The following is a 24,949-nucleotide window of genomic DNA, read 5'->3' as shown; positions in this document are numbered from 1 at the left end:
ATCCTGAGAAGGCCTCCAAATCTTGGAGTAGACTTTTAGCTAGTGTTACAGTTGTAGCTTAAGAAACTTTTAACGTGCTGACTCAATGTCAAGTGAACTCTATTATTGATGGTTGAAAGAAGTCTTTGGAATAGTAAGATCAATCATCAATAAGTATGTTATTCATGATGCGCACAAAAGAGCAAAGCTTACAAAAAGCGATGCAATTAAATTAGAGCCTAATACTTATGGAAACTAAAAGAATTGAACACCTGATCGAGAAGTTGAGAGCTTTTCGAGATGAGAGGGACTGGGCACAATTTCATAACCCCAAAGATCTGGCAATTGCCTTGAATATTGAAACAAGCGAATTGCTTGAAGTATTTTTATGGAAAGACCCAGAAGAAGCCAATCTTGAAAAAGTCAAAGAGGAGCTCGCAGATGTATTTTGCTATGCACTTCTGATTGCAGATAGGTTTGATCTTGATGTTTTTGATATTGTTGAAAAAAAGATTCAATTAAACGCTGAGAAGTATCCTATTTCACAGTCAAAAGGCTCTTATAAAAAATATACGGACATTTAAAATGGAATTAAAATCTTTTCCATTTTCCTTTGACTCTTTAGAAGCACTGAAGAACTCAATTGGAAAATTTGAAAACAGGCCAGTTGTTTATTTTCTTGTTGGAACTAAATCATTTTATGTTGGAGAAACTACTCGTGTTCTTTCTAGAATGAGGTCTCACCTTAAAAATAAGTCAGAATGTGGTTTCAAAAAAATATATCTTATCCTAGAAGATAGATTTAATAAGTCAGCTGCTTTGGATTATGAGTCAAAGTTTATCAGGTATATTTCTCCAATCTTTGATGGGAAGTTCATGAACGGTAATCTTGGCGTTGTTAATCATGACTATTATCAGAAAGAGGATCTATATGAAGAGCTATTTCATGATTGCTGGAGATATATAAAGCTTGAGTTTTCATTTAAGCAAACACTTGCTGAAATCGAGAATATGGATTTTTTCAAGTTTTCTCCTTACAAGTCTCTAAACGAAGATCAATTTGAGGCTCTTGGCGATATCCTTGATTTTATTTTGAGTAAAGATCCGAATCAAATTGTGAGAGGTGGTGCTGGAACAGGTAAATCCATATTAGCAATTTATCTAATCAAGCTATTAGCTGACTCCAAAGATGAGTTTGAAGTTTTTAATACAGAGCTATCTCATGAAATTTTAATGAAGATTGTCGCTGTTAGAGCCAAGTATACTAACGGTATTCGGGCAGCAATTGTTGTACCTGTTGCACCATTAAGAGAGACATTAAAGAAAGCATTTAGAAAAATTAGCGGGCTAAGTGCTGATATGGTTCTTGCTCCAGTAGATGTTTCAAAGTCAAAGGAACCCTACGATATTTTAGTAGTTGATGAAGCTCATCGATTAAAGAGAAGAACTAAGATCACGGGCTATAAAGCATATGACGATGCATTAATTAGGAGTGGTCTTACTGTCGGTGCGCATGATGAGCTAGATGTTCTAAATGTTAAGTCCAAGAAGAAAGTTTTATTTTATGATCATGCGCAAACAGTCAAAGCATCTGATCTGCCTAAAGAAAGGTTTAAAGACTTAATGAAAGAGCGTCCCCCTTTATCATTACTACAGCAAATGCGAGTTCAAGGTGGGGGGGATTTCATAAAATTCGTACAAGACCTTTTTAATGGCGATCTTCAAGGTTGTGGAAACTATAAACTTGAAAATTACGACTTCAAGGTTTTTGATGACGTTAACGAAATGGTTCAAGCTATCAAAGCGCGTGATGAGGAGCATGGTTTATGCCGGACTGTTGCAGGCTTCGCTTGGCCTTGGAATAAGAGTGATAAAGAAGTAAACGACATCTCTATTGGTGGATATAGCTTTAAATGGAATACGACTAATATCGATTGGGTTAATTCTAAAGGTGCAGTGAATGAAATAGGATGCATTCATACGCTTCAGGGATACGACCTTAATTACGTTGGTCTTATTATTGGGTCAGACCTACAGTATTCAAAACAGACAGGGAGAGTTGAGGTTGTTGGTGAAAATTTTAAAGATACTAAAGCGAAACCGATAGTAGGTACAGAAGAGGGTGTGACCTTGGATGAGGTAGTTAAGAACGCATATAAAACCCTAATTCTTCGGGGCATGAAGGGGGCATACATATATTGTGTTGATCGAGAGCTTTCTGCATATCTGAAAGAAAATTTAGCTTAAAGGTTTTTTTGTTCTTCTGCTTTGTTCTGTCACATGTGTTGAGCTCTTCTAAGCCCTAGTAGAGCCCATTATTTGTGCAAATAAGAATTGATCTGACATTATTCATTTGATTTCAAGTGTACTAAAACACGAAAAACTAGCTTAGAAAAGCCACTTATTGAAAATCAATCTGTGGTCAAAGCTGATTATTGGTTTAGGCCTGCTACAATCGCTCTGGGGGAGCAGTAAGCTCTATGACGGCTTTAAGCTAATGGATCAGAAGTTGATGTGATTGAACTGCATTAAATGGTGACAAATAATTCATAAACAGGCAAAAGATATACTGGTGTATGTCCTTGCTATTGTTAGAGATCCTCTATGATTTAATAATACAGAAGGTATGCCTGAAAAGCTTCCTGAGCTATTTTAAGCCATATTTCAAGGTCACCCTTTGAAATCGTGCTTTGTACTGCTCCCGATTCTTTGGGGGTAACCATTCGTCTAATCCTTTAGCACCTTTCTGCCGATTTAATGATGCTTCTACAGCAACAAGGTTGACCGGATCGTTAGCAAATTGTTCTCGCTTAGTCTTACTCCAAGACTGAGCTCCATGTTCCCATGCCCATTTCAGTGGAACTATATGATCAATATCTAACTTAGATGCGTCAAAGATAACTTCTCCCGAGTACATTGAGATCCAACGCCCAAATGTCACACGACATTGCCGGTCATCTGCGAATCTCACTGGGTTTGTGGACATTGAAATGAGAACTTCTTGGCGAGTGTTCTGACAGTCTTTATCTTCATCATCCCAACCATTACCGAACTGATTGCGGCTATATTTTTCAGCCTTAGAATTACTTGTTGTAGATGCTTTAGAGGGATTCTGAGAAGGAGTTAAGGATTGGCCTTTAGGTAATCTCCCCCCACTACCAAGACAGGCTTCAATCGTCTCATAAGCTGTAAAGTTCTTTGTTCGAGAGTAATACTCTGTGTTTGGTCTGTGACATATGGAAGATTTAGACTTCTTTATTGGTTGAACAGCCCAAGCTGGTTGGAGTAGGCATAGAAGTAGAAGTGATGTTAGTAGTGTCTTCATGAATTGCATTTCGTGGCGCTCACAATGATCCATAAGTGATGGATAGAGTGTAATCGATTGGAGCACTCAAAGTAAGTTAAGAGTGCGCACAGAGGTTTTACAGATGAACCACCTGTACACACTCAGAGTCTAGTTATTTATTGGGGCTTAGAAGGCGCGAGCATTGCAGAGTCATCTGAAAAACAAGGTTCACTGAGTATTGTTTTTAGTTGATCTTGTAGCTCTTCAATGTTGTTTACTAAAAGGTGCTGTTCTTCGGTTGGTACTTGAGAAATGTCTTCGATACGAACTGTAAGAAGCGTAGATAATAGGTTTTCGAGTCTGTTCATTGTGTTCCTCCTTGAACTTATGAGCTTCAAATTAGTCGGGCTGATTGTTAGATTAGCCTTACGATAAAGCATAGCTCATAGTGGAGGATAACTGGAAATTTTCAGAATAAATTTTTGAGCCTAGATACGTAATAAGTACAAAGCACTTTTCCCCCTTAGCCCTGTCTTCTCGGTTAACTTGTGGGTATGGGCGGGTCAAACTAAATAGTATGAACCTCTATGTTCATGCTAAGTCACGATACTCAATTGGAAGCACTTATGAAGATTGTTACATGGAACTGCAATGGAGGCTTTAGGAATAAGCTTGAACATATAGATCAACTTGAAGCTGATATCTTAGTCATACAAGAGTGTGAAGACCCGTCACAGTCATCGAAAGCATATCAAGACTGGGCAGGTAACAACTACATCTGGAAGGGAGAGTCTAAAAACAAAGGGATTGGAATTTTTTCTAAGAATGGATATTCCGTCCAATCACTGGAATGGACTGGTATGTTTACAATGAAAGGGCTTGTTAGTAAGAGTAAAGCACTAGAGTGGAGCTCAAAAGAGCTTAGACTTTTCCTACCAGTCTTGATCAATGAAGAGTATACGTTGCTAGGTGTATGGACAAAGGGAGGTAAGGAAAGTGATGTCTTTGGTTACATGGGGCAGTTCTGGAAATATTTGCAGATCCATAGAGACAAGCTTTCGGGACAAAAAACTATAATTGCTGGTGATTTCAATAGCAATGCAAGATGGGATAAGCCTGATAGATGGTGGAATCACTCTGATGTAGTAGTTGAGCTAGGTGAGCTTGGAGTTCAAAGTTTGTATCATCACTTCTATGGTGAGGAGCAGGGTGGTGAATCTCGGCCTACTTTTCACCTTCACCGAAATCTCATAAAGACTTACCACATAGATTATGTCTTTCTTTCGGAAGATATTTTGAGCGCATCAAGTATGGAAATGCCTTGTGGAGAATGGCTTAGTGTCAGTGATCACTATCCTATATCTGTGTTTATGACTACTAACTTATAATATGTGCCTTTATAAGACTCTTTGTTTGAAGCACTCGTGGATTGAACAAATCGCATAATCTTTATTGTTAGCTCAAAGGGTATACCTTTTGACCCACCCTAAAGATCCTACCTAATAAATGGCTCAAAGCTGTTGACAAGACTATGATCCACATTAATATAATGATCCATACCTTTTGATCTATTTGTGGAGTATTTATGGCCGTAGTCGCTTATGTTCGTGTTAGTTCTGATGGACAGTCTACAGAGAGTCAGCAATATAAAATCAGTGAGCTTTACTCTATTGATAAATGGTTCATTGATGAAGCTGTCTCAGGTGTGGTGAAGTCATCTCAAAGGGAGGGAATGAAGGCACTCTTAGCTTATGTTCGAGAAGGCGATACAGTGATTGTCAGCGCAATTGATCGTTTAGGTAGGGATACGATAGATGTTCTTGAGACCGTCTCCCTAATGCAGTCTCAGAGCGTCTCAGTGGTGTCTTTGAGAGAGGGGTTTGACCTATCAACACCGATAGGAAAAGCCATGCTAACAATGCTATCAGCAGTCGCGGAGCTAGAGAGATCAAACATTAAAGCTCGACAGATGGCTGGCATTGAAAAAGCTAGGTCTGAAGGAAAAAACTTAGGGAGAGATAAAGTCATTAATGATGAATCTGTGGCTTCATGGAGAGCTTCAAACCAAGCTTCAATCAAGGCCACAGCTGAGTATTTCAAGATATCAACAGCATCCGTTAAGAGAGCATGTAGAAAGGTCGCCAGTTAGTTTAGATGGTTCTAATATTAAGGGACAGTTTTGGGGGGGGGAGATAAAAATAGACCCTTTATTAAATATGCTAAAAGACATTGTTTTACAATAAGTTACCTTTGAAAAAAAGAATGATTTGTGGAGTTATTATGAGCCATTCAACTGCTTTTAATTTTTCAACTACTTTGAATCAAACCTCCAAGAAAGAGTGCTTGGGATGCATTAAGGAATTTAACAGCGAACACGACGGTCTTCATTTTAAGGAAAACCATTTTTTAGCTGAAGGGCTAGATCGTATTGAACTCTGGTGCGAGGCTAAGTGTATTGGTCTGGTGTCATTCAGGGTTAACGTTGGTGAACCTAATAAAGAAATACCCGGTGTGGGAGTAGAGCTCCACATTGAAGGTGTGATTATTCTAAAAGAGTTTCGAGGGAAAGGGTTAAGTTGGTATCTGCTTGATAAACTTATAGATGTATTTTGTGAAAAGTATGAAGACTTTTTAACTGAAAAGGGAGATCAGGCAAGGTTACTTGTCCACGCACAACCTTACTCAGATGAAGGACAAGCATTTGTTTCAAACCTTTCTGACAGCATGGCAGCAATATTTGAAGAGGTTGGAGTGGAAGTGATCGAGCTTAATGAGGTTTGATCTTACAGCTTTTCATTGGTTATTTATTTTTTAATGACTTATCGGTTACCTAAGTAGACTGCTTTTGCCTTTTATTGTTTGGATGATATTCGTTATTCAATTAGGGGTCAGTATTGGAGTAATACTCCATTCACTAACCTATATGAATATCGGAGAATGATAATGACTGATTTAAATGAAACATTTCTAGAAACCTATAGCTGCCTTGAGAATGATCTTAAACAGGGCAAAGAAGCCCCTAAGATCAATGGAAGTCTTGAACTTAATGAAATACATGAAGCTCTCTTAGTGTTCCAACCAAGAGACATACATACAGATGTTTCATCCAAGGAGCAGCACATTCAGAACCTTCTTGGGGCTATCCGTAATGAGCCAACTAACCGACTCGATCCTATCGTTGTCTGGTGGTCAGGCTCAATGTGGTATGTATTGGATGGACATCATCGTTTAGCTGCCTATAGAGAGTTTGCTAAAGAAAAGGAACTGATGAAGGTGATGATCCCTGTGAAAGCCTTCAATGGGAGTTTAGTGCAAGCAATGGGTGAAGCTACAAGGCTGAACTCAAAGGATAAGCTAGCGATGACCAAGGATGATAAGAGCAATAGAGCATGGAAATTTGTGGCTTTGAGGGCTGAAGGTCTATCTAAAGGCTCTATATCTAAAGTCTGTAAGGTTAGCACTGCCACCGTTGGACGTATGAGAAAGAAGCTGAGGGAGGTTCAACAGTACCATCCTGATGACTGGCATGAAGTTGCTCTAGAGATGACTTGGGCGGAAGCTATTGATTATCCTCATAAGGAAAAGTCATATGATGATGACTGGCAGAGAGCTCAAGCAAAAGATTGGGCTAAAAGACTTAGCACTACTTTTGGAAGGAAACTTATAGCACAACCCGAAGTGTTCATTGATGCACTAGGGATGTACTCTCAGAAGCTACTTAGAGATGTGACAGAATATCTTCAATATAGCGTTGATGATCTCGAAGAGTTTGACTTCTAGTTGGACTCAAGGTGTATCTTCCTTATGGGTGTATCTTGATACAGGTACGCCCCATAGCATTACATTTCCACTACATTTAAGGTGACAGTTCGTTGTTTCTAGGTGCGTCAGGAGGATAGGCTGTGATTAAAGTGGTTAGGTTAGTCGTTATTTATTTTTTGATATCAAGTTCTATTGCTTTTGCAGTAGATAAAAAATATTCCTTAGATGATTTTAAAACTGAGCCAGACTTTAGTGAGATGCTTGCTAAAGCAGGGCTTGCTGCTAAATGCTTTGGTTTTGCTAATCAAGTAGGGTGGAAAATAAAAGCTGAACTCTTGGTAAAGATATCTCTTATCAACTTTAAATCCTCCGATATGAGTAATGATGAGGCTATGAGGTCTCTCTTATTGTACCAAAGAATGGCAGTTGAGATGGTGAAAGGGTACACAATGGGTAGGGCTTCTGGAATTTACGATGGTATTAACAGTTCTACTATGGATGAGCAATTGAAGAAACAATTGATTAGCTCTTGGAATATAGCTAATTCTGAGAAATTCGGCGCACTAACACTCTATAAGGATCATCTTTGCGATGAAACTTTTATAGAGCATCTGTGAAAACACTTTTACAGATGACTTGTATAGAATTAGGTGTTCGGGAATTATGTGGGGGAAAAACGTGGGGGAAATAAAAAGGCGGCCAGTCCATAAGTTGTTGAAAAATATGGAAATCTGACCGCCTTTTGCAGTTGGTGGAGGCGGGGGGGGTCGAACCCCCGTCCGTCAGTCCTCTGCCATCGGCTCTACATGCATAGTCACTTCTATTATTTGACCACGAACCGCCCGAAGGACAGGGTGTTAATGGCGAGCCTACTTAGTCTTAGAACCTTATCCCTAGGCGGGGCATCAGTTAGCATCTTGTAATTTATGATACTGCAGAATCTCTGGCTACAAGCAACCTGAGGGCAGCACACTAGCAGCGGTTTAGGCTGCTAAAGCGTAGTTTTCGTCGTTTGCGACTATAAAATTGATGCGGGGGATTAACGAGATCACGCATCACTCTCGACATGCACCTTTGGGTTTGTAACCGACGTCGAAACCATGTCGCCCCCAAAAAGGTAACGCTAGTCTATCGCAAACAATGTGCTTACGCTAGAGATAACGCTGAAATGCTTAGTGTGTTCATATTCATACCGTATTAAGTATAGCCTATGAATCTTAAAGACTAAGCACTGTGTTTCATTAGTCGTTCTTTGTCTCTTGACCAATCACGATCACGCTCGGTATCACGTTTATCGTGTTCTTTTTTACCGGTTACCAAGGCGACTTCGCATTTTATCTTGTTGCCTTTCCAGTACAGCGCCATGGCCGCACAGGTTTTGCCTTTTTGCTCGGTGACTTGGATGATCCGGTCAAGTTCTTTGCGATTCAGCAAAAGCTTGCGTTGTCGCATCGGTTCACAAACGACATGCGTTGAGGCGCTAAGCAGTGGCGTAATACGCGCACCGACGAGCCACGCTTCGTTTTGGTGAATGATAACGAAGGAGTCTACTAATTGGGCTTTGCCTTCGCGCAGGCTTTTTACTTCCCAACCAGATAAAACCAAACCGGCTTCGAACTTCTGGTCGACAAAGTAGTCGTATTTTGCACGTTTGTTAAGCGCGATGGTGCCCGTGCTGCTGGATTTTTTCTTTACTTTACTCATAGTTGGAAATTATACGGTCGATAGTGGCAAAAACCTATGCTTTTCTTGAGGTATGCGCCTGAATGTTGGAAAATTCGCACTTGTTAATTAATTTGTCTGGTTAGGTAGCGCTTATGTGTTGGCCACGTATGCGTTTTATTCCTATCCTTAAACACATCTTGTGTATTTAGAGCCTAAATTTATGCCTGAAAGTCGATGTTTACAAGGTATCTGGTCAAGTCCGTGGATATTTATTTTTGCGGCCAGTGGGTCGGCGGTGGGATTGGGGAACATTTGGAAGTTTCCTTATGTGCTCGGGCAAAACGGCGGCGGTGCATTTTTGTTTGTGTATTGCTTGTGTTTGTTGCTGGTCGGCTTGCCTGTATTGATGGCTGAAGTAGCTTTGGGCCGTACGGTTCGTTCTAATCCTATTGATACGGTAAACGATTTAAGTGAGCGTCGTATTGTTCACCCAGCTTGGGTGTTTGTGCCTTGGTTAGCTGGTATAACGGGCTTTTTAATTCTTACTTTTTACAGCGTAATTGCGGGCTGGTCTCTGGCTTATTTAGATCGTGCTGTGTCTGGTGATTTTAAAGACATTACGCAAGTTGGCGCATCCAGCATGTTTGATACTTTATTAGCGACACCAACAGAAATGCTGTTGTGGCATTCTGTATTTATGGCATTAGTGGTATTAACGGTTGGGCAGTCGGTTACTCGTGGTTTGTCTGCCGTGGTACGGATTTTATTGCCAGTGTTGGTAGTGACGTTATTGTTGCTGGCGTTTTATTCTATGAGCATTGGTAATATGAATGCAGCGCTGGACTTTATGTTTCGTTGGTCTTGGCAGGATATTACCTTTGAAGTTGTCTTGTCTGCTGTTGGGCTAGCTTTGTTTAGTTTGAGTGTGGGAATGGGCGCCATGTTTGCCTATGGTGCTTATATGAGCAAGCGTATGTCGATTGCTCGCGCATGTAGCATCGTTGTGGGAGTGGATTTGCTGGTGGCTATTTTAGCTGGTTTGGTCATTTTTCCATTGGTGTTTTCATTTAATATTGATGTACAAGCTGGACCAAGTTTGACCTTTGTATCCCTGCCTATCATTTTTGGTGGCTTGCCTGGTGGTCAATTTTTCGCGGGCGTGTTCTTTTTATTGTTGGTAGTTGCGGCTCTTACGTCGGCCATATCCATGTTAGAATTGTTTGTTGCTTGGCTGCATGAAAAATTTTATATCGCCCGCTTGAAAGCTGCTCTATTGATGGGGATTGCCGTTTGGTTTGTTGGTATTGCGGTGCTTTTGTCTTTTAATCATTGGGACAGCAAAATTGTCTTCGGATTGAATTTCTTTGAATTGTTAGATGAATTTACGTCTTTGATTCTTTTGCCTGTGGGGGCTATTTTGCTGTCTGTTTTGGTGGCTTGGTTTATTCCACATTCCATGTTGCAAAATGAGATGATTACAAAACAAGCAAATCATTTTCAATGGTGGTATAAGACATTGAAATACATAAGTATTCCAGCAATGATTGTGATTACTCTTGCTGGCTGGATAGGAGTGTAGTTTGAGTCATATAGAACGCTTCGCACATGTTAACTACAGTTGCGAGCAAATGTTTGCTTTGGTAAACGATATTGATGGTTATCCTGAGTTTTTACCTGGGTGTTTGAATTCTACATTAATTTCAAAAACGCCAACGGAAATTGTGGCGTCTTTGGAAGTAGGCAAAGGGCCAGTGCGACAATCGTTTACGACAAAGAATTTTTTGGAAGATTTTAGTCGAATTGAAATGACCTTGGTGAAAGGGCCATTTAAGAGTTTGCACGGCATATGGACTTTCACGGAGTTATCTCCGACAAGTTGCAAAATTATGCTGAGTATTGAGTTTGAATTAAGCGGTATGCTGAAGTTCGCTTTTGGTGGCGTGTTTAGTCAAATTGCCAATACGATGGTGGATTCTTTTAGCAAGCGTGCAAAAGTAGTATACGGTGAATAGTATGAGAGTTGAAGTAGCGTACGCTTTACCTGAGAAGCAAAAAATTATTGCTTTAGAGGTTGAAGAAGGTTGTACCGTGCGTGATGCAGTACGCCGTTCTAATATTCATGTTTTTTTTCCTGATGTGGATGTCGAGACAGTAAAAGTTGGCATTTTCGGTAAAGCAGTGCGAAATGCGGAAGAGCAAGAATTAAAAGAAGGCGAGCGAGTCGAGTTGTATCGTGAGCTGAAGGTTGACCCAAAGCAAGCTAGGGCCAACCGTGCAGCGAAAACAACAAAGGATTAGTTGTTTTTGATTTGTGTTAAAACGCCGTCGCTAAAAATTAGCACCAGGTCGTTTGCATCACTTTTCTTGGTATCTGGTGTTGCGTATAGAGCTGTATATAGGTAATGCCATTCGTTTGGCTTGAAAGTGTCTCTTAGCATGGGAGTACCCAGTAGGTAAGTGACCTGAGATTCAGACATGCCAATTTGTAACTGTGATAGTTGTTCCTTCGTTACAAGATTTCCTTGTGTTACTGGAACCTTGTAAGGTGGTGGAAATAAACTGCATGCGCTAAGTGAAAGTGCTGCGCATAATATTAAAACTGATTTTTTCATTTGTATTATCCTTACTCTGGTGTGCTAATGATAAAGTAATTATCAACAAGATCGAATAGAGAATGACTCATGACTAGCGAAAATCAAGAGCTAAAGAAAGCGGGACTCAAGGTAACTCTACCACGAGTGAAAATTTTACAAATTCTTGAAGGTGCGGGTGACCGCCACATGAGTGCTGATGATGTCTATCGCACTCTGCTTGATCAAGGTGAAGATGTTGGTTTGGCGACAGTTTACCGTGTGCTAACTCAGTTTGAAACTGCAGGTTTGGTGCAACGTCACCATTTCGAAGCAGGAACAGCTGTTTTTGAGTTGGCGAAGGGTGATCACCACGATCACATGATTTGTCTAGAAACTGGCAAAGTCATTGAATTCGTAGATCCAATTATTGAAAAACGTCAGCGTGAAATCGCGGAAGAGCATGGTTTTGATATTGAAGATCACAGCTTGATTATCTACGTGCGTCCAAAGAAAAAATAAATATTCGTTTACCTAAGGGGGATGAATGGGAAGGGCCTAAATCGCAGAATTTAGGCCCTTTTTTTATTTTTACTTCTGGTGGCAATGTTTTGACGATGCCATTTTTACTATAATGCTATTGCAGTTGAACGTTGCCAAGCATTTCACGAGCATGAGCTAGGGTTTGCTCGGTCAGTTCTAATCCACCGAGTAGGCGTGCAATTTCTTGTGTTCGATCTTGATCCTTAAGTAGCTCGACCTGAGAGGAGGTTGCTTCATCTTCAACCAGTTTACTGACTCGTAGATGCTGATTGCCTTGAGCTGCCACTTGCGCAAGGTGAGTAACGCAAAAGACTTGGCCTCGTTTGCCCACAGAGCGCAGCATACGACCAACGACTTCCGCGATACCACCGCTGATGCCTACGTCTACTTCATCAAACACCAATGTTGGGATAATTGATGTGTGAGCGGTCACTACTTGAATACCTAAACTAATACGTGACAACTCACCACCTGAGGCGACTTTACGTAATGGCTGAGCGGGTTGTCCTGGGTTGGAAGCGATCATGTATTCGATGTCTTCAAAACCATTTGCCGAAACTTGTGTAAGTGGCTGACATTGAATAAAGAAGCGCGCATGTGGCATGCCCAATCCATGTATTTGTTCTTCGACTTTCTGCGCTAGCTCATCTTTGGCGGTAATGCGCTTTTCTGTCAATGTGGTGGCAAGCGCGGTGAGTTTTTCATAGGCTTGCTCTTCTTTTTCTTTTAGTGACTCTAGGCTTTCTTCACTACCTTGTAAGCTGTCTAGTTCTGCTTCGACACTCTCTCGTAAGGATAAAAGGCCTTCTGGCAAGGTTCGGTGCTTGCGAGCCGTATCATAAATGTCCGATAAGCGTTGCTCTATATCCATGAGGCGCTCGGGATTTTGTTCTAGCGTGTCTTGATAATGATGTAGGCTGTCGGCCGCTTCCTGTGCCTGTATTAAAGCGACATTCATCATTTCTAATGCATTTTCCAATTCTTTGGTGGCTGGACGAATTTGGCTAGCGCTATTGATTGCTTGGTGTAATAAAGAGCAAACATTGCCTTCGTCGCTGTCGATCAAAATACCGCTGGCTTGATAGGCTTTAAATTGTGAGTCGGCAATGTTCGACAAGAAAGCTTGCTCGTTTTCTAACTCTTCGATTTCGCCTTCTTTTAGATCAAGCTGTTGTAGCTCTTGTGCTTGGTAAGATAGTAGCTGGATCTTGGCATCTTGTTCCGAGGAGCGATTCTGCTGAGCAGACAGTTCTTCTTTGAGTTGTCGCCATATTGAATATTGCTGACTGACTTTTTTACTCAAGTCAGTCAGACGTCCATACTCGTCGAGTTGTTGTCTTTGGGCGTTCTTTTTAAGTAACGATTGGTGTTCGTGCTGTCCGTGGATATCAACCAGCTGACTGCCAACGTCTTTTAGATCGCTTAATGTGCAAGGGCGACCATTGATGTAAGCCTTGGAGCGACCTTCTTTGCTGATAACACGGCGCAATATACAATGTTGATCGTGTTCTAAATCTCTTTCTTCCAGCCATTTGTGTACGTGTGGATAGTGTTGAATATCGAAGCTGGCGCTGATGTCGGCTTTTTTTTGCCCATGTCTTACGACAGCGGCATCGGTACGATCACCTAAACAAAGTGACAAGGCATCCACCATGATGGATTTACCTGCCCCTGTTTCACCTGAAATCACGGTCATGCCTTTTTTGAATTCTAATTCTAGAGATTCAACAATGGCGAAGTTGGAAATAGCGATGCTGGTCAGCATAGAGTGCTCCAAGAAAGAGAAAATATTTATATGGTTATTTATACAGTACTTGGTTGTTTTTTGACAAGTCTAGTTAGTAAATTTAATTCCCATGAAATTAATGCGGCTTTAGTGTTGAAAGGTCAAAAGCTGACCCCATATACCCTGCACATAGGAAGCATTGTTTCTGTTATTTGGAGTTGAAAATGAGTGAGCAGCAAAAAAATCCTAATCTAGACGCGGAGCATGATTTGAAAAGCGAAACGCAAAACGAAACAGTAGAAGAACTTTTAGAGCCTGAAGTAGAGACTTTAGAAGAAGTTACTGCAAATGATGAGCTTGCAAAAGCATTGGAAGAAGTCGCTCAGTATAAAGAAGCGGCACTTCGCGCTCATGCAGATGCTCAAAACGTACGTCGTCGTGCAGAACAAGATGTCGAGAAAGCGCACAAATTTGGTTTAGAAAAGTTTGCTAAATCCATTGTGAACGTGGCGGACAATCTAGAGCGTGCTTTGGCTTCTGCGCCAGACACAGGTGAATCTGACCCTGTACGTGAAGGTGTTGAGCTAACGCTAAAAGATTTGCTTGAGACTTTGGCTCGTTTTGAGGTGAAAGTGGTTGATCCACATGGCGAACCATTCAACCCTGAGTTGCATCAAGCCATCACTATGGTGCCAAACCCTGAACTAGAAGCGAACACCGTTATGGATGTTGTGCAGAAGGGTTACACCATTAATGGCCGCTTATTACGTCCTGCAATGGTAGTGGTTTCAAGCGCAGCTTAAAAAATACTGTCATTTTTTTGACACTGGACGCTTGAAATACTTTTAAGCGTACCCAAATACAGAATTATCATCGTCATAAACGAATTTATTGGAGATACAAACCATGGGTAGAATCATTGGTATTGACTTAGGTACAACGAACTCTTGTGTTGCCGTATTGGATGGCGAAAAAGCTCGCGTTATTGAAAACGCTGAAGGTGATCGCACCACACCTTCCATTGTCGCATTTGCGGAAGATGGCGAAGTACTGGTTGGTCAATCAGCTAAACGTCAAGCGGTAACAAACCCAACAAATACTTTGTTCGCGGTTAAGCGTTTGATCGGTCGTAAATTTAAAGACGACGTGGTTCAAAAAGACATCTCTATGGTGCCTTACAAAATTATTGCTGCAGATAATGGCGATGCGTGGGTAGAAGTAAAAGGCGACAAAAAAGCGCCACCACAAATCTCTGCTGAAGTTCTTAAGAAAATGAAGAAAACAGCAGAAGACTACCTAGGCGAGAAAGTAACAGAAGCGGTTATTACTGTTCCTGCTTACTTCAACGACTCTCAGCGTCAAGCAACGAAAGATGCGGGTAAAATCGCTGGTCTAGAAGTTAAGCGTATTATCAACGAGCCAACAGCGGCTGCCTTGGCTTACGGCCTAGACAAGAGCTCTGGCGACTCTACTATCGCGGTTTATGACCTTGGTGGTGGTACATTCGATATTTCTATCATCGAAATCGCTGACGTAGATGGCGAGAAACAATTCGAAGTATTGTCTACAAACGGTGATACTTTCCTAGGTGGTGAAGATTTCGATATGCGTGTTATCGAATACTTGGCAGCTGAATTCAAAAAACAGTCTGGCATCGATCTACACAATGATCCACTAGCGCTACAACGTTTGAAAGAAGCCGGTGAGAAAGCGAAAGTTGAGTTGTCTTCTTCTTCTCAAACAGAAGTTAACTTGCCTTACATCACTGCAGATGCGACTGGGCCTAAACACTTGAACGTAAAATTGACTCGTTCTAAGTTGGAGTCTTTGGTTGAAGAGCTAGTATTGAAATCTCTTGAGCCTTGCCGTCAAGCATTGAAAGATGCTGATTTGACTGCTTCTGATATCGACGAAGTTATCTTGGTCGGCGGTCAGACTCGTATGCCACTAGTTCAAGCGAAAGTAACTGAATTCTTCGGTAAAGAGCCACGTAAAGACGTGAACCCAGATGAAGCGGTTGCAATCGGTGCGTCTATCCAAGGTGCGGTACTTTCTGGTGATGTGAAAGACGTTCTTCTTCTAGACGTTACTCCACTGTCTCTAGGTATCGAGACAATGGGTGGTGTTATGACAGCATTGATCGAGAAAAACACGACGATTCCTACTAAGAAATCTCAGACTTTCTCTACAGCAGAAGACAATCAAAATGCGGTAACTATCCACGCATTGCAGGGTGAGCGTAAACAAGCGTCTCAGAACAAATCTCTAGGTCGTTTCGACTTGGCTGACATTCCACCAGCTCCACGTGGTGTGCCACAAATCGAAGTAAGCTTTGACATTGATGCCAACGGTATCTTGAGTGTGTCTGCGAAAGACAAGGCGACTGGTAAAGAACAATCTATCGTTATCAAATCTTCTTCTGGTTTGAGCGATGAAGAAGTTGAAAAAATGGTTCAAGACGCTGAAGCGAATGCGGAAGAAGACCGTAAGTTCGAAGAGCTTGTACAGGTTCGCAACACTGCTGACGGCATGATCCACGCAACTCGTAAAACCTTGACTGATGCTGGCGATAAAGCAACGGCTGAAGAGAAAGAAGCGATTGAAACTGCGATCACTGAACTTGAAGAAGCGCTAACGTCTAACGACAAAGAGAAGATTGAAGAGAAAACCAATGCGTTGACTCAAGCATCTGGTACTTTGGCTCAGAAGATGTATGCAGAAGCTGACGCTGCTGGTGCACAACCAGCTGAAGGTGAGCAAGCTAAATCTCAGGATGATGCGGTTGACGCAGAATTCGAGGAAGTGAAAGAAGATAAAAAATAAGCGCTAAGCACTTATTTTCCCATTAATAATGGGGTTGTTTATAGCGAGCACGGTTTTAGACCGTGCTTTGCTATTTGCAAAATATAAGATTGACGATTTTTAAAATTTAGTTTTTTTAGATTTAGACTTTTTAATTCAGACTTTTCAATTCAGGAATGCTTGCGATGAGCAAAAGAGACTATTACGACGTTCTTGGGGTGGCCAAAGACGCGGATAAGAAAGACATTAAAAAAGCTTATCGTTCTTTGGCGAATAAGTACCACCCAGATAAGAACCCAGACAATCCAGAAGCACTTGATAAATTCAAAGAGCTGGCTGAAGCCTATGAAATACTGTCTTCTGATGACAAGCGCGCAGCCTACGACCGATTCGGTCATGACGGCGTAAATGGTCAAGCAGGTGGCTATGGCGGCGGTGCTGGAGCTGGTGGTTTTAGTGATATTTTTGGTGATGTATTCGGTGATATTTTTGGCGGTGGTGGTGGCGGTCAAAGCCGAACTCGTCGCGGTTCCGATTTACGTTACACTTTAGAGCTTGACCTTGAGCAAGCCGTTTGGGGATGTGAAGAAAAAATCCGCATTCCAACTTTGGTGAACTGTAATACCTGTGATGGCTCTGGTGCTAAGAAAGGTTCAACACCTAAGACATGTGGAACCTGTGGCGGTGCTGGTCAAGTACGTATGTCACAAGGCTTCTTCTCGGTTCAGCAGGCTTGTCCAGAATGTCACGGTGCTGGTCAAGTGATCAGTGATCCTTGTAGAGATTGTCATGGCCAAGGTCGTGTTCAAGAATACAAAACGCTTAATGTAAAAATTCCTGCTGGCGTAGATACAGGCGATCGTATTCGTTTGTCTGGTGAGGGTGAGGCAGGAACTCATGGCGGTCCAGCGGGCGATTTGTTTGTTCAAGTCTCTGTTAAACCGCACAGCATTTTTGAGCGCGATGGCGCTAACCTCTATTGTGAAGTGCCAATTAGCTTCACAACAGCGGCATTAGGTGGCGAAATTGATGTGCCGACCCTAGATGGTCGTGTGCGTTTGAAAGTGACTGCAGAATGTCAGTCTGGCAAGTTGTTCCGCCTGCGTAATAAAGGTGTGAAGCCTGTTCGTGGCGGTCCAGTAGGTGATTTGATTTGCAAGGTTGTTGTTGAAACGCCAGTAAATCTGACTTCTCGCCAAAAAGAATTGTTCACTGAATTGGCTGAAAGTATGGGTGAAGGAACTGATCATTCACCTAAGCAGAAAAGCTGGTTTGATGGTGTGAAGCGCTTCTTTGACGATATTAAGAAATAAAACTTTGTTGTTTCGGCAATATAAAAGAAAAAGGCGCCTATTTGGCGCCTTTTTCTTTTAGTAAGTAATCAATGTGGTTGCGTAATAAACTCGCGGCATTGGTGAAGCTTTTATTGTTCGGAATAATGAAATCTGCTTTGTTACGAATATCGATGGTTTTTAGTGATGCTTGACGTACATGACGCATGTAGCGGCTGGTGACTTCATTGACGTCACGTCCGCGTTCTGCAATGTCGCGTTTCAAGCGTCGCACAATGGCAATGTCCATATCGGTATCGACATATAGAAGGTAATCAACCGCATCGCGAATACCTGGATCCTGGAACATCATGTGACCTTCCACGAGAACGACATGTGTTGGATCTAGATTGCGGTAGCCAATGCGTCTGTGTTGCGAATGATCGTAAACTGGAATTTCATTAGGCTGCTGGCGGTTTTTGCAGTTATGAATCGCTAGAGTGAGGCTTTCAATATCTAGTGAGCTTAGATCGTCAAAGTTATAAACGTCTGGATCAATACTGCCGCATCCATTGTAGAAACTGTCTTGGCATAGGACGGTGATTTTGTCACCTTGACCTTCCGCTAATAAAGAACAAAGTCGGCTTTTTCCGCTGCCGGAAACGCCTGTGATGCCAATAACAAGAGCCATGTATTACCTCAGAAAATAAAGTTTTGATGCTCCTTGAGTTTAAGGAGTTTATAATGTTGTATTATATATCAGGTTTGATCATTTTTGCCCGTCAAACTAGTGCATGACATCTCAAAGGAAGGATTAATGCCTACTAAAGTTGCCTCAGCGTTGATTATATTTATTTTTGGTCTTTCCATGGGGGCTGCGACGTTAGCTAAGGCTGAAGAGAGTAGCGTTCCTGCGCGATCTAATATAGCGGAATTGTTTGGTTTGCCATTGAATGATTTAAGCGTATCTCGGCTAGAGAAGCAGCTTAATAGTATGGGGATGCATAGCTATCCATCTTATAAAGATGGTGTAGTAAGTTATAGTTTAGGGCCTGAAGGTATTTTGGGTGTAACCAGTGCGACAATTTATTCAAACGGGTCGGGCTATGTTCGTCAGGCGCTGTTATCTGGGGTTGTGGAGAGCAGTGAAAAGCGTAAGGCGCTAGGGGAGTTGCTTGCGCGAAAATACGGTAAGCCTAGTGAAGGTTTTCTTAATAATGGTATTGGACGTTCAAAATGGTTGTTTCAAGATGGCACCATGATTGAGCTTCATAATACGACTTATGACGTATCTCTTATGTACGTTGATGAAAATCCAAAAGTGGCGACTCGTTCTGGTCAAATTGATGTTGAGGCCTTGTCTCGTAAAAATCAATAATCCTCTAGTTTGTTTATCGTGTAGTTAATTATTTATGTTTATTCTTGATCTCAATCTTCGTTTTGCGCACTTTCTCCAGCCTTATCTTCAGGATATCTCTTTAGCTTTGGTAGCGACCTGTTTGGTGGTTTATGGGGATAAGGTGAATGGCTTTCTTAAAAACTTGGTATCTTCTTGGGTGTTTCTTGCTCGAGTAATAGCGTTTATTTTGATGTGTACTTTTGGTTATGGGCTCTTAACCTTATGGGGTCAGCCATTAGTTTATTGGGGGATTACCCGAGTGGATTTGGTTTATCGTCCAGCGCTGATTGTATTTTGCTTCTGTCTTTTGGGCGTTTTAGCTGAAAGAAAGCGTCATTTATAAAATAATTCATGAAATTTCCTGTCAGGTTTCGTTGCCAAATTACAACATAATCATGCTATTTACGTAGATCCTTCGAGTATTTGTGTGATTATGTAGTAAAGTTTCTAGACCTTCTTTTTTATTTCGTTATTTCTATAAAAAAATACTCTAAATGCCCGATTTTAAAGGTTTTTTGTAGTCTTCTTACAATTTGTTTTTGTCCTGATCTGCCGTTAGACTGCGCTCATATTGATACAACAGAGTCTTTTTTCGGGGGCAGAAAATGACAAGCACTTGGTTACAAGCACTTTCACAAGCAGAATCTATGATTCCTCTTTTAGGTAAACTTGGTCGTGAAAAAGCGGTAAAAGTTCAGTTGGCAGGAAACACCTTGATGGCGGATTCTGTAACTGGGTTAATGGCTGCGTTTGATCAGCATCCTGAATTAGACCTTGTCCAAGTTTATCAAGTGTTAGAGCAAGTGTTGGCAAGTGATACCGCTCATACCGTTGTAGAACTAGAGTCTTTGATTGCTGAAGCGGATGTTGAATCTGTATTGGCTGCTCAGCCAAATGATGGTACTGAAACGCCGGTTGTCTTATACGGATTTGGTCGTATTGGTCGTTTGCTTGCACGTCGTATGTGTACACTTGGTCATACCACTCCAGGCATGGCATTGGCAGCGATTGTGGTACGTAAAGCGTGCGACAACGACCTTTCTAAACGTGCTAGCTTGCTGAAGTACGATTCTGTTCATGGTGTATATGACGGTTTAGTAAAAGTGGATGAAGAGAATCAAGCTCTGATCATCAATGGTTCGCCAGTTAAAGTGATTTATGCTTCTGATCCTGCTGAAGTTGATTACCAAGCCCATGGTATTAACAACGCTTTGCTTGTTGATAACACAGGGCGCTGGCGCGATCATGACGGTTTGAGTGTTCACTTGAATCGTCCAGGCATTGAGCGTGTTGTCCTAACGGCTCCTGGTAAAGAAATGAAAAACATCGTTTTTGGTGTAAACGATAATGATGTAACAGACGCTGATCGTATTGTTTCTGCTGCCTCTTGTACGACAAACGCGATTACACCTATTTTGTCAGTACTAGAAAAAACATTCGGCATTGAGTCTGGTCACGTAGAAACTGTTCATGCTTACACGAATGACCAAAACCTAATCGATAATATCCATAAAGGTGATCGCCGTGGTCGTGCTGCGGGCATGAACATGGTAATGACTGAAACGGGTGCAGCAAAAGCAGTATCAAAAGCGATTCCTTCTTTAGAAGGTAAGTTGAGTGGCAGCGCAATCCGAGTTCCTGTTATCAACGTTTCTATCGCTGTTTTGAGTCTGAATTTGAAGTCTGCAGCGTCGGTTGAAGCCATTAACCAGTTGTTAAAATCTGCATCAAATAGCGCTGAATTAACAGGTCAGATTGGTTACAGTGAAGAATGTGATGCGGTTAGCTCCGACTTTATTGGCTCTCAGCAAGCAGGCATTCTAGATTCCTTGTCTACGAAAGTTCGTGGTAATCAAGCGACTCTATATGTTTGGTATGATAACGAATACGGCTACAGCTGTCAGGTTGTGCGTTTGATGGAGAAACTTGCACAGGCAAATTTTACCAAGGTTGAATTGCTTGAGAGTAAAGCAAAAGCAGCTTAAGAAATGACCGGACACATTACGTGTTTGTTATTTAACGGCGACCCTTTGGGTCGCCGTTTTTTTTGCTTTAACTCTGTGTAATTTGAGATTTTAAGCAAAAAAAAAGCCGGACAAGGTCCGGCTTCAACAAAAGTAACTAGCAGTTGCGAATAACATCATCCTGTGGGGAATGGTGATATTCATCTAAAACATGACTGTGGGACAAGTTTTAGAGGCAATACAGTTAGGGCTGTATCGATAAATATTAGGTCGCTGTTCAACCTAAGAGATGCGAATATTTTATATTTTTGCTTGTGTGTTACAAACGATATAAATTGATTTGTTGGATTAGACAAATTAATGCAAAATACCCGATCTATTTAATAAATGCAGTCTTTGTTATTAAAAAATGAGAGTCTGTTTTTGTTAAATTGTTGTTTTATATGTATTTATCTATAGTTGGTTATACGCTTTTCGCTGTTTTTGGCTTATTTTCATTCTTTTTTTGATTTTGCGTTTTTTAAATTTTGCAGTAGCTGAGATCGTCTTATGGTGATTGTTTTATGAAGTCTGTTCCATTAGCAGGGTTAGGTACCTTTGCCATCGCGGCAAGACATTTGAGTTTTACAAAAGCCGCGCAAGAAATGCACCTTACACAAGGCGCTGTGAGCCAGAAAATTCGGCAGTTAGAAGAGCGTTTAAAGCTGACTTTGTTTGTCCGTTATCATCGACGTCTTGAGTTGACGGTGGCGGGTGCGCGTTTGGCCGTGCAGTTGAATCATAGTTTTACTGAAATTAATGACTTGGTTCTAGAATTACAGGAAGAAGAAACGTCTAATATTTTGTCGGTTTCTGTTATGCCGTCCTTTGCAACCAAGTGGCTGATTCCTCGATTAGGTAGTTTGCAAGAAGCTTACCCTGATTTACAGCTTCGTATTCAGGCTAATGATAGAGAGGTGAACTTTCAGCGCGACAGAATTGATGTGGCGATAGTGCATAGTCATGTCCATAGCTCAAAAGGGCATATTGTTCCTTTGATGAAAGATAAGGTGTTTCCAGTTTGTAGTCCCGCATTTGCAGAGCTGAGATCGTTAGCTGAACCTAGTCAATTAGCACAAGTGCCTTTATTAAATGATGACTCTGAATGGCGTTTTTCTAGCCCTTACGCGGAATGGGAAAAATGGCTGCTACTCGCTAATGCAAAAGGTATTAAACCTTCTCGTGGTATCAGTTTTAACCGAGGCGATCTTGCCGTGCAGGCCGCTATTGCTGGGCAAGGTGTTGCTTTAGGTAGAACACCTTTAGTCATGGATGATATTCAGCATGGGCGATTGATAATGCCGTTTGCAGAAATATTGGATGAAGGGCATGCGTATTTGTTTGTGTGTCCTGAAATGCAGCGTCAACGAGAGCCAGTTCAGCAGTTGCTTAGTTGGTTAGTAGCGCAGTGCTACGAATACTCACAAGAGGATGCTTTGACGACGCCCGATGATCTGATTTCATGAAAATTAGTTATCTAATAGTAATTTAACCGAAATTGCCAAGCACATAATAATCACCATTGGGCGAATAAGTTTCGCACCTTTGGTGATGACGAGGCGTGAGCCAATTTGTGCACCAAACCATCCTCCAATTCCCATTACGATACCTAACGCCCAAATAAGGTGGCCACTAAAGGCAAACATGGCTAGAGAGGCTAGGTTGCTGGTCGCGTTAAGTACCTTGGTATGTGCCGTTGCTGACACGACTGTAAGCCCCATCAAACACAAATACGCAGTTGAAAAGAAGGCGCCTGTTCCTGGTCCAATCAAGCCATCATAAAAACCAATACTAGTGCCGATAATCACTGCAAACTGTATATGAGTAAGTGAAAATTTACTGGCAATGTAAGGCTGAACCTTGGGTAAGAAGAAAAAGAAAATAGCCACTGCAATTAAGATAATTGGAACCGCTTTGAGTAGCAGGCTGCTGTCTAAATAAGACACCAATAGCGCGCCGCAAGTAGCACCAATTGCCGTCATTATAATAGGTAGCCACATATCAGACAGTTTCACTTGGCCTTTTTTTATAAAGTGATAAGACGCCGATACTGTACCCGCGCAGCCTTGTAACTTATTGGTAGCAAGTGCTTCGGCTGGTGACAGCCCTGCCGCTAATAAAACCGGCACAGTAATTAAACCACCACCGCCTGCAATAGCATCAATGACACCTGCAAAAAAAGCGGCAGCAAAGAGAGCAAGGTAGATCCAAATAGAGATATCGAAAAAAACAAAGTCCATTGAGTTTAGGTTCCTGTTAGGTGCGGGCTTGATGCTTTTTAGTAGATCAAAAAAAGCCTGTCCAAACAATCGTTTGGACAGGCTAAAGAGTAGTAATTATCGAGTTTTCTATTGGGCTAGATTAAATTTTGGTCTGTATGTAGCTTTCAAGTGCGTTTACTTGATCTGGTGTGAATTCAAGACCAAGTTTAGTGCGGCGCCAAAGAATGTCTTCTGCCGAATGAGCCCATTCATGGTTGATCAAATAATCCACTTCCACTTGATAGAGCTGATTACCGAAGTGTTGGCCAAGATCGCTCTCTGAATTGGTTTTATTTAATAATATGTGGGCTAGTGAGCCGTAGCTATTAGCAAATCTATGAGCAAGCTGTGCACCTATAAAGGGATAATCTTGCTGTAACTTCATTGCAAAACCATCTAGAGACATGCCTAAGTCACCGCCTGGCAACGGTTTGCTATGAGTCCATTCGTCTCCAAGGCTATCAAAGTAGGGCGTAAGCTTCTTCATCGCAGACAACGCTAGTTTACGGTAGGTAGTGATCTTCCCGCCAAAAATACTTAGCAACGGTGCCTTATGATTTTGGTCGTCAAGGTGCAGTGTGTAGTCACGAGTCACGGCAGACGGATCAGAAGACTCGTCTTCTAACAACGGTCTTACGCCAGAATAGCTCCAGACAACATCCGTAGGCGTGAGTGCCTTTTTGAAATGATCGTTTGCCACTTTCAATATGTACTGCGTTTCATTTTCTGAAATAGCAACATCGTTCGGGTCACCTTTGTATTCGACATCAGTTGTACCTAACAATGTGTAGTGTTCGCGGTAAGGGATTGCAAAAACGATACGCTTGTCGGTGTTTTGCATAATGAAGGCGTTGGAGTGTTGATACAGTTTTGGCACAACAATATGGCTGCCTTTGATCATACGAATGCCGTAAGGGGCTTTTTGTTCTAGTTTCGTTTCTATGAACGAAGACACCCAAGGGCCCGCTGCGTTTACCAAGGCTTTGGCTGTTATTTCATGAGTTTCTTTGGTGATTTGATCTTCTAGACAGATATGCCATTGGTTGTCGATACGTTTAGCAGAAGTGCAGCGAGTGCGAGCAAAAATAGAAGCGCCATTTTGTTGAGCGCTCAGTGCATTGGTCACTACCAAGCGTGCATCGTCCACCCAGCAATCTGAGTATTCGAAACCTTGTGTAATATCATTTTTTAATGGGCTGTCTGCGCCGTATTTGACGCCTTTAGAGCCTAACAGTGTTTCGCGTTTACCTAAGTTGTCATATAGAAATAAGCCAATACGTATCAGCCAAGCTGGACGTAGGTGCGGTCTATGAGGCATTTGAAAGCGCATTGGTGTGACAAGATGAGGCGCGACTTTGAGTAATACTTCGCGTTCTGTTAGGGCTTCTTTTACTAGGCGAAACTCGTAATGCTCTAAATAGCGTAAACCGCCGTGGATTAACTTGCTGCTCGATGATGACGTGGCATGAGCCAAATCTCCCATTTCACAAAGGCCAACATCTAGGCCTCGTCCTGCTGCATCGGCGGCTATTCCAGTGCCGTTAATGCCGCCGCCAACAACAAATAGGTCAAAATGGGAGTGATTCATGCTAAGCCTCACGATTAAAATACGAATGTTTATGTTCGAAAATGAACATTTGTTTTCGATATTAAACCTCTAAACCTATTATGACAATAACGCT

Annotated in this window: 26 protein-coding genes and 1 other RNA gene; 18 read left to right on the top strand and 9 right to left on the bottom strand. The window is 41.7% G+C overall.

Features of this window, described 5'->3' with window-relative positions:
- The first annotated feature begins 227 nt into the window (after positions 1 to 227).
- Positions 228 to 563 carry a nucleotide pyrophosphohydrolase gene (locus CYL31_RS18655; RefSeq protein WP_212916636.1) on the top strand — a complete coding sequence of 112 codons (336 nt, stop codon included), beginning with the start codon at positions 228 to 230 and terminating at the stop codon, positions 561 to 563.
- Position 564: 1 nt separating this feature from the next.
- Positions 565 to 2,226, top strand: coding sequence for a DNA/RNA helicase domain-containing protein (locus tag CYL31_RS18650; RefSeq protein WP_212916635.1), 1,662 nt, complete (start codon positions 565 to 567; stop codon positions 2,224 to 2,226).
- A gap of 400 nt (positions 2,227 to 2,626) precedes the next feature.
- On the opposite strand, the gene CYL31_RS18645 is transcribed toward CYL31_RS18650, so the two are convergent.
- Positions 2,627 to 3,304: an HNH endonuclease family protein gene (locus tag CYL31_RS18645; RefSeq protein WP_249411628.1), complete on the bottom strand. Its 678-nt coding sequence runs from the start codon at positions 3,302 to 3,304 to the stop codon at positions 2,627 to 2,629.
- Positions 3,305 to 3,441: 137 nt separating this feature from the next.
- Complete coding sequence (locus CYL31_RS18640) at positions 3,442 to 3,633, bottom strand: hypothetical protein (RefSeq protein WP_212916633.1); 192 nt, start codon at positions 3,631 to 3,633, stop codon at positions 3,442 to 3,444.
- Positions 3,634 to 3,891: 258 nt separating this feature from the next.
- On the opposite strand from CYL31_RS18640, the gene CYL31_RS18635 reads away from it, so the two are divergent.
- The 5 genes from CYL31_RS18635 (at position 3,892) to CYL31_RS18615 (ending at position 7,644) form a co-directional block, all read left to right on the top strand.
- Positions 3,892 to 4,653, top strand: a complete 762-nt coding sequence (locus CYL31_RS18635; protein ID WP_212916632.1) for an endonuclease/exonuclease/phosphatase family protein — start codon at positions 3,892 to 3,894, stop codon at positions 4,651 to 4,653.
- A gap of 197 nt (positions 4,654 to 4,850) precedes the next feature.
- The gene (locus CYL31_RS18630) at positions 4,851 to 5,414 is read left to right on the top strand and encodes a recombinase family protein (protein ID WP_212916631.1); all 564 of its coding nucleotides are present in this window, start codon (positions 4,851 to 4,853) and stop codon (positions 5,412 to 5,414) included.
- A 131-nt stretch (positions 5,415 to 5,545) separates the two neighbouring features.
- The gene (locus tag CYL31_RS18625) at positions 5,546 to 6,046 is read left to right on the top strand and encodes a GNAT family N-acetyltransferase (protein ID WP_212916630.1); all 501 of its coding nucleotides are present in this window, start codon (positions 5,546 to 5,548) and stop codon (positions 6,044 to 6,046) included.
- Positions 6,047 to 6,208: 162 nt separating this feature from the next.
- Positions 6,209 to 7,045: a ParB/RepB/Spo0J family partition protein gene (locus CYL31_RS18620; protein WP_212916629.1), complete on the top strand. Its 837-nt coding sequence runs from the start codon at positions 6,209 to 6,211 to the stop codon at positions 7,043 to 7,045.
- A 122-nt stretch (positions 7,046 to 7,167) separates the two neighbouring features.
- Positions 7,168 to 7,644 (top strand): hypothetical protein, encoded by a 477-nt coding sequence (locus tag CYL31_RS18615; RefSeq protein WP_212916628.1) that lies wholly within the window; start codon positions 7,168 to 7,170, stop codon positions 7,642 to 7,644.
- A gap of 132 nt (positions 7,645 to 7,776) precedes the next feature.
- On the opposite strand, the gene ssrA is transcribed toward CYL31_RS18615, so the two are convergent.
- Both ssrA and smpB read right to left on the bottom strand, forming a co-directional pair.
- Positions 7,777 to 8,138: a transfer-messenger RNA gene (ssrA, locus tag CYL31_RS18610) on the bottom strand.
- A 113-nt stretch (positions 8,139 to 8,251) separates the two neighbouring features.
- Complete coding sequence (gene smpB / locus CYL31_RS18605; RefSeq protein WP_212916627.1) at positions 8,252 to 8,731, bottom strand: SsrA-binding protein SmpB; 480 nt, start codon at positions 8,729 to 8,731, stop codon at positions 8,252 to 8,254.
- Between the two features lie 181 nt (positions 8,732 to 8,912).
- Here smpB and CYL31_RS18600 point away from each other — a divergent pair, with 181 nt between their 5' ends.
- From CYL31_RS18600 to CYL31_RS18590, 3 genes are read left to right on the top strand one after another with little or no spacing between them, the layout of a single operon-like run.
- Positions 8,913 to 10,271 (top strand): sodium-dependent transporter, encoded by a 1,359-nt coding sequence (locus CYL31_RS18600; RefSeq protein WP_212916626.1) that lies wholly within the window; start codon positions 8,913 to 8,915, stop codon positions 10,269 to 10,271.
- Position 10,272: 1 nt separating this feature from the next.
- Positions 10,273 to 10,704: a type II toxin-antitoxin system RatA family toxin gene (locus tag CYL31_RS18595; RefSeq protein ID WP_212916625.1), complete on the top strand. Its 432-nt coding sequence runs from the start codon at positions 10,273 to 10,275 to the stop codon at positions 10,702 to 10,704.
- Position 10,705: 1 nt separating this feature from the next.
- The gene (locus CYL31_RS18590) at positions 10,706 to 10,990 is read left to right on the top strand and encodes an RnfH family protein (protein ID WP_212916624.1); all 285 of its coding nucleotides are present in this window, start codon (positions 10,706 to 10,708) and stop codon (positions 10,988 to 10,990) included.
- On the opposite strand, the gene CYL31_RS18585 is transcribed toward CYL31_RS18590, so the two are convergent.
- Positions 10,987 to 11,304 carry an outer membrane protein assembly factor BamE gene (locus tag CYL31_RS18585; RefSeq protein ID WP_212916623.1) on the bottom strand — a complete coding sequence of 106 codons (318 nt, stop codon included), beginning with the start codon at positions 11,302 to 11,304 and terminating at the stop codon, positions 10,987 to 10,989. The two genes, CYL31_RS18590 and CYL31_RS18585, sit on opposite strands and share 4 nt — an antisense overlap.
- Positions 11,305 to 11,373: 69 nt before the next feature.
- On the opposite strand from CYL31_RS18585, the gene fur reads away from it, so the two are divergent.
- Positions 11,374 to 11,784, top strand: a complete 411-nt coding sequence (gene fur, locus CYL31_RS18580; RefSeq protein ID WP_012071629.1) for a ferric iron uptake transcriptional regulator — start codon at positions 11,374 to 11,376, stop codon at positions 11,782 to 11,784.
- A 115-nt stretch (positions 11,785 to 11,899) separates the two neighbouring features.
- On the opposite strand, the gene recN is transcribed toward fur, so the two are convergent.
- Positions 11,900 to 13,570 (bottom strand): DNA repair protein RecN, encoded by a 1,671-nt coding sequence (gene recN / locus CYL31_RS18575; protein ID WP_212916622.1) that lies wholly within the window; start codon positions 13,568 to 13,570, stop codon positions 11,900 to 11,902.
- Positions 13,571 to 13,755: 185 nt separating this feature from the next.
- Here recN and grpE point away from each other — a divergent pair, with 185 nt between their 5' ends.
- The 3 genes from grpE (at position 13,756) to dnaJ (ending at position 17,646) form a co-directional block, all read left to right on the top strand.
- Positions 13,756 to 14,334, top strand: coding sequence for a nucleotide exchange factor GrpE (gene grpE / locus CYL31_RS18570; RefSeq protein ID WP_212916621.1), 579 nt, complete (start codon positions 13,756 to 13,758; stop codon positions 14,332 to 14,334).
- Positions 14,335 to 14,437: 103 nt separating this feature from the next.
- Positions 14,438 to 16,354: a molecular chaperone DnaK gene (gene dnaK / locus CYL31_RS18565; protein WP_212916620.1), complete on the top strand. Its 1,917-nt coding sequence runs from the start codon at positions 14,438 to 14,440 to the stop codon at positions 16,352 to 16,354.
- 164 nt (positions 16,355 to 16,518) lie between these two features.
- Positions 16,519 to 17,646, top strand: coding sequence for a molecular chaperone DnaJ (dnaJ, locus tag CYL31_RS18560; protein ID WP_072840194.1), 1,128 nt, complete (start codon positions 16,519 to 16,521; stop codon positions 17,644 to 17,646).
- Positions 17,647 to 17,683: 37 nt separating this feature from the next.
- Here dnaJ and CYL31_RS18555 read toward each other — a convergent pair whose 3' ends face one another.
- Positions 17,684 to 18,295, bottom strand: a complete 612-nt coding sequence (locus tag CYL31_RS18555; protein WP_212916619.1) for a uridine kinase family protein — start codon at positions 18,293 to 18,295, stop codon at positions 17,684 to 17,686.
- Positions 18,296 to 18,421: 126 nt separating this feature from the next.
- Between CYL31_RS18555 and CYL31_RS18550 the strand changes: the two genes are divergently transcribed.
- From CYL31_RS18550 to CYL31_RS18535, 4 genes are all read left to right on the top strand, one after another.
- Complete coding sequence (locus CYL31_RS18550) at positions 18,422 to 18,982, top strand: uridine kinase (protein ID WP_212916618.1); 561 nt, start codon at positions 18,422 to 18,424, stop codon at positions 18,980 to 18,982.
- Positions 18,983 to 19,016: 34 nt separating this feature from the next.
- Positions 19,017 to 19,346, top strand: a complete 330-nt coding sequence (locus tag CYL31_RS18545; protein WP_212916617.1) for a DUF3392 family protein — start codon at positions 19,017 to 19,019, stop codon at positions 19,344 to 19,346.
- Positions 19,347 to 19,608: 262 nt separating this feature from the next.
- Positions 19,609 to 20,988 (top strand): glyceraldehyde-3-phosphate dehydrogenase, encoded by a 1,380-nt coding sequence (locus CYL31_RS18540; RefSeq protein ID WP_212916616.1) that lies wholly within the window; start codon positions 19,609 to 19,611, stop codon positions 20,986 to 20,988.
- Positions 20,989 to 21,530: 542 nt separating this feature from the next.
- Entirely contained in the window at positions 21,531 to 22,472 is a 942-nt protein-coding gene (locus CYL31_RS18535; RefSeq protein WP_212916615.1) for a LysR substrate-binding domain-containing protein, read from the top strand.
- A 3-nt stretch (positions 22,473 to 22,475) separates the two neighbouring features.
- On the opposite strand, the gene CYL31_RS18530 is transcribed toward CYL31_RS18535, so the two are convergent.
- The gene (locus tag CYL31_RS18530; protein WP_212916614.1) at positions 22,476 to 23,246 is read right to left on the bottom strand and encodes a TSUP family transporter; all 771 of its coding nucleotides are present in this window, start codon (positions 23,244 to 23,246) and stop codon (positions 22,476 to 22,478) included.
- 121 nt (positions 23,247 to 23,367) lie between these two features.
- A complete protein-coding gene (gene glpD, locus CYL31_RS18525; RefSeq protein ID WP_212916613.1) occupies positions 23,368 to 24,855 on the bottom strand; it encodes a glycerol-3-phosphate dehydrogenase in 1,488 nt (495 codons plus the stop codon).
- Positions 24,856 to 24,949: the final 94 nt, after the last annotated feature.

The sequence above is a fragment of the Marinomonas sp. A3A genome, from assembly GCF_018336955.1.
GTDB lineage: Bacteria > Pseudomonadota > Gammaproteobacteria > Pseudomonadales > Marinomonadaceae > Marinomonas > Marinomonas lutimaris.
The sequence above is the reverse complement of the archived record's forward strand: the minus strand, read 5'-3'. Positions and strand labels throughout refer to the sequence as shown.

Coding starts and splice junctions, on each gene's coding strand:
- CYL31_RS18535 (WP_212916615.1), top strand. CDS start 21,531: ATGAAGTCTGTTCCATTAGCAGGGTTAGGTACCTTTGCCATCGCGGCA.
- CYL31_RS18655 (WP_212916636.1), top strand. CDS start 228: ATGGAAACTAAAAGAATTGAACACCTGATCGAGAAGTTGAGAGCTTTT.
- fur (WP_012071629.1), top strand. CDS start 11,374: ATGACTAGCGAAAATCAAGAGCTAAAGAAAGCGGGACTCAAGGTAACT.
- recN (WP_212916622.1), bottom strand. CDS start 13,570: ATGCTGACCAGCATCGCTATTTCCAACTTCGCCATTGTTGAATCTCTA.
- dnaK (WP_212916620.1), top strand. CDS start 14,438: ATGGGTAGAATCATTGGTATTGACTTAGGTACAACGAACTCTTGTGTT.
- grpE (WP_212916621.1), top strand. CDS start 13,756: ATGAGTGAGCAGCAAAAAAATCCTAATCTAGACGCGGAGCATGATTTG.
- CYL31_RS18540 (WP_212916616.1), top strand. CDS start 19,609: ATGACAAGCACTTGGTTACAAGCACTTTCACAAGCAGAATCTATGATT.
- CYL31_RS18625 (WP_212916630.1), top strand. CDS start 5,546: ATGAGCCATTCAACTGCTTTTAATTTTTCAACTACTTTGAATCAAACC.
- dnaJ (WP_072840194.1), top strand. CDS start 16,519: ATGAGCAAAAGAGACTATTACGACGTTCTTGGGGTGGCCAAAGACGCG.
- CYL31_RS18630 (WP_212916631.1), top strand. CDS start 4,851: ATGGCCGTAGTCGCTTATGTTCGTGTTAGTTCTGATGGACAGTCTACA.
- CYL31_RS18590 (WP_212916624.1), top strand. CDS start 10,706: ATGAGAGTTGAAGTAGCGTACGCTTTACCTGAGAAGCAAAAAATTATT.
- CYL31_RS18545 (WP_212916617.1), top strand. CDS start 19,017: ATGTTTATTCTTGATCTCAATCTTCGTTTTGCGCACTTTCTCCAGCCT.
- CYL31_RS18530 (WP_212916614.1), bottom strand. CDS start 23,246: ATGGACTTTGTTTTTTTCGATATCTCTATTTGGATCTACCTTGCTCTC.
- CYL31_RS18650 (WP_212916635.1), top strand. CDS start 565: ATGGAATTAAAATCTTTTCCATTTTCCTTTGACTCTTTAGAAGCACTG.
- CYL31_RS18555 (WP_212916619.1), bottom strand. CDS start 18,295: ATGGCTCTTGTTATTGGCATCACAGGCGTTTCCGGCAGCGGAAAAAGC.
- CYL31_RS18585 (WP_212916623.1), bottom strand. CDS start 11,304: ATGAAAAAATCAGTTTTAATATTATGCGCAGCACTTTCACTTAGCGCA.
- CYL31_RS18640 (WP_212916633.1), bottom strand. CDS start 3,633: ATGAACAGACTCGAAAACCTATTATCTACGCTTCTTACAGTTCGTATC.
- CYL31_RS18620 (WP_212916629.1), top strand. CDS start 6,209: ATGACTGATTTAAATGAAACATTTCTAGAAACCTATAGCTGCCTTGAG.
- smpB (WP_212916627.1), bottom strand. CDS start 8,731: ATGAGTAAAGTAAAGAAAAAATCCAGCAGCACGGGCACCATCGCGCTT.
- CYL31_RS18550 (WP_212916618.1), top strand. CDS start 18,422: ATGCCTACTAAAGTTGCCTCAGCGTTGATTATATTTATTTTTGGTCTT.
- CYL31_RS18600 (WP_212916626.1), top strand. CDS start 8,913: ATGCCTGAAAGTCGATGTTTACAAGGTATCTGGTCAAGTCCGTGGATA.
- CYL31_RS18635 (WP_212916632.1), top strand. CDS start 3,892: ATGAAGATTGTTACATGGAACTGCAATGGAGGCTTTAGGAATAAGCTT.
- CYL31_RS18645 (WP_249411628.1), bottom strand. CDS start 3,304: ATGAAGACACTACTAACATCACTTCTACTTCTATGCCTACTCCAACCA.
- glpD (WP_212916613.1), bottom strand. CDS start 24,855: ATGAATCACTCCCATTTTGACCTATTTGTTGTTGGCGGCGGCATTAAC.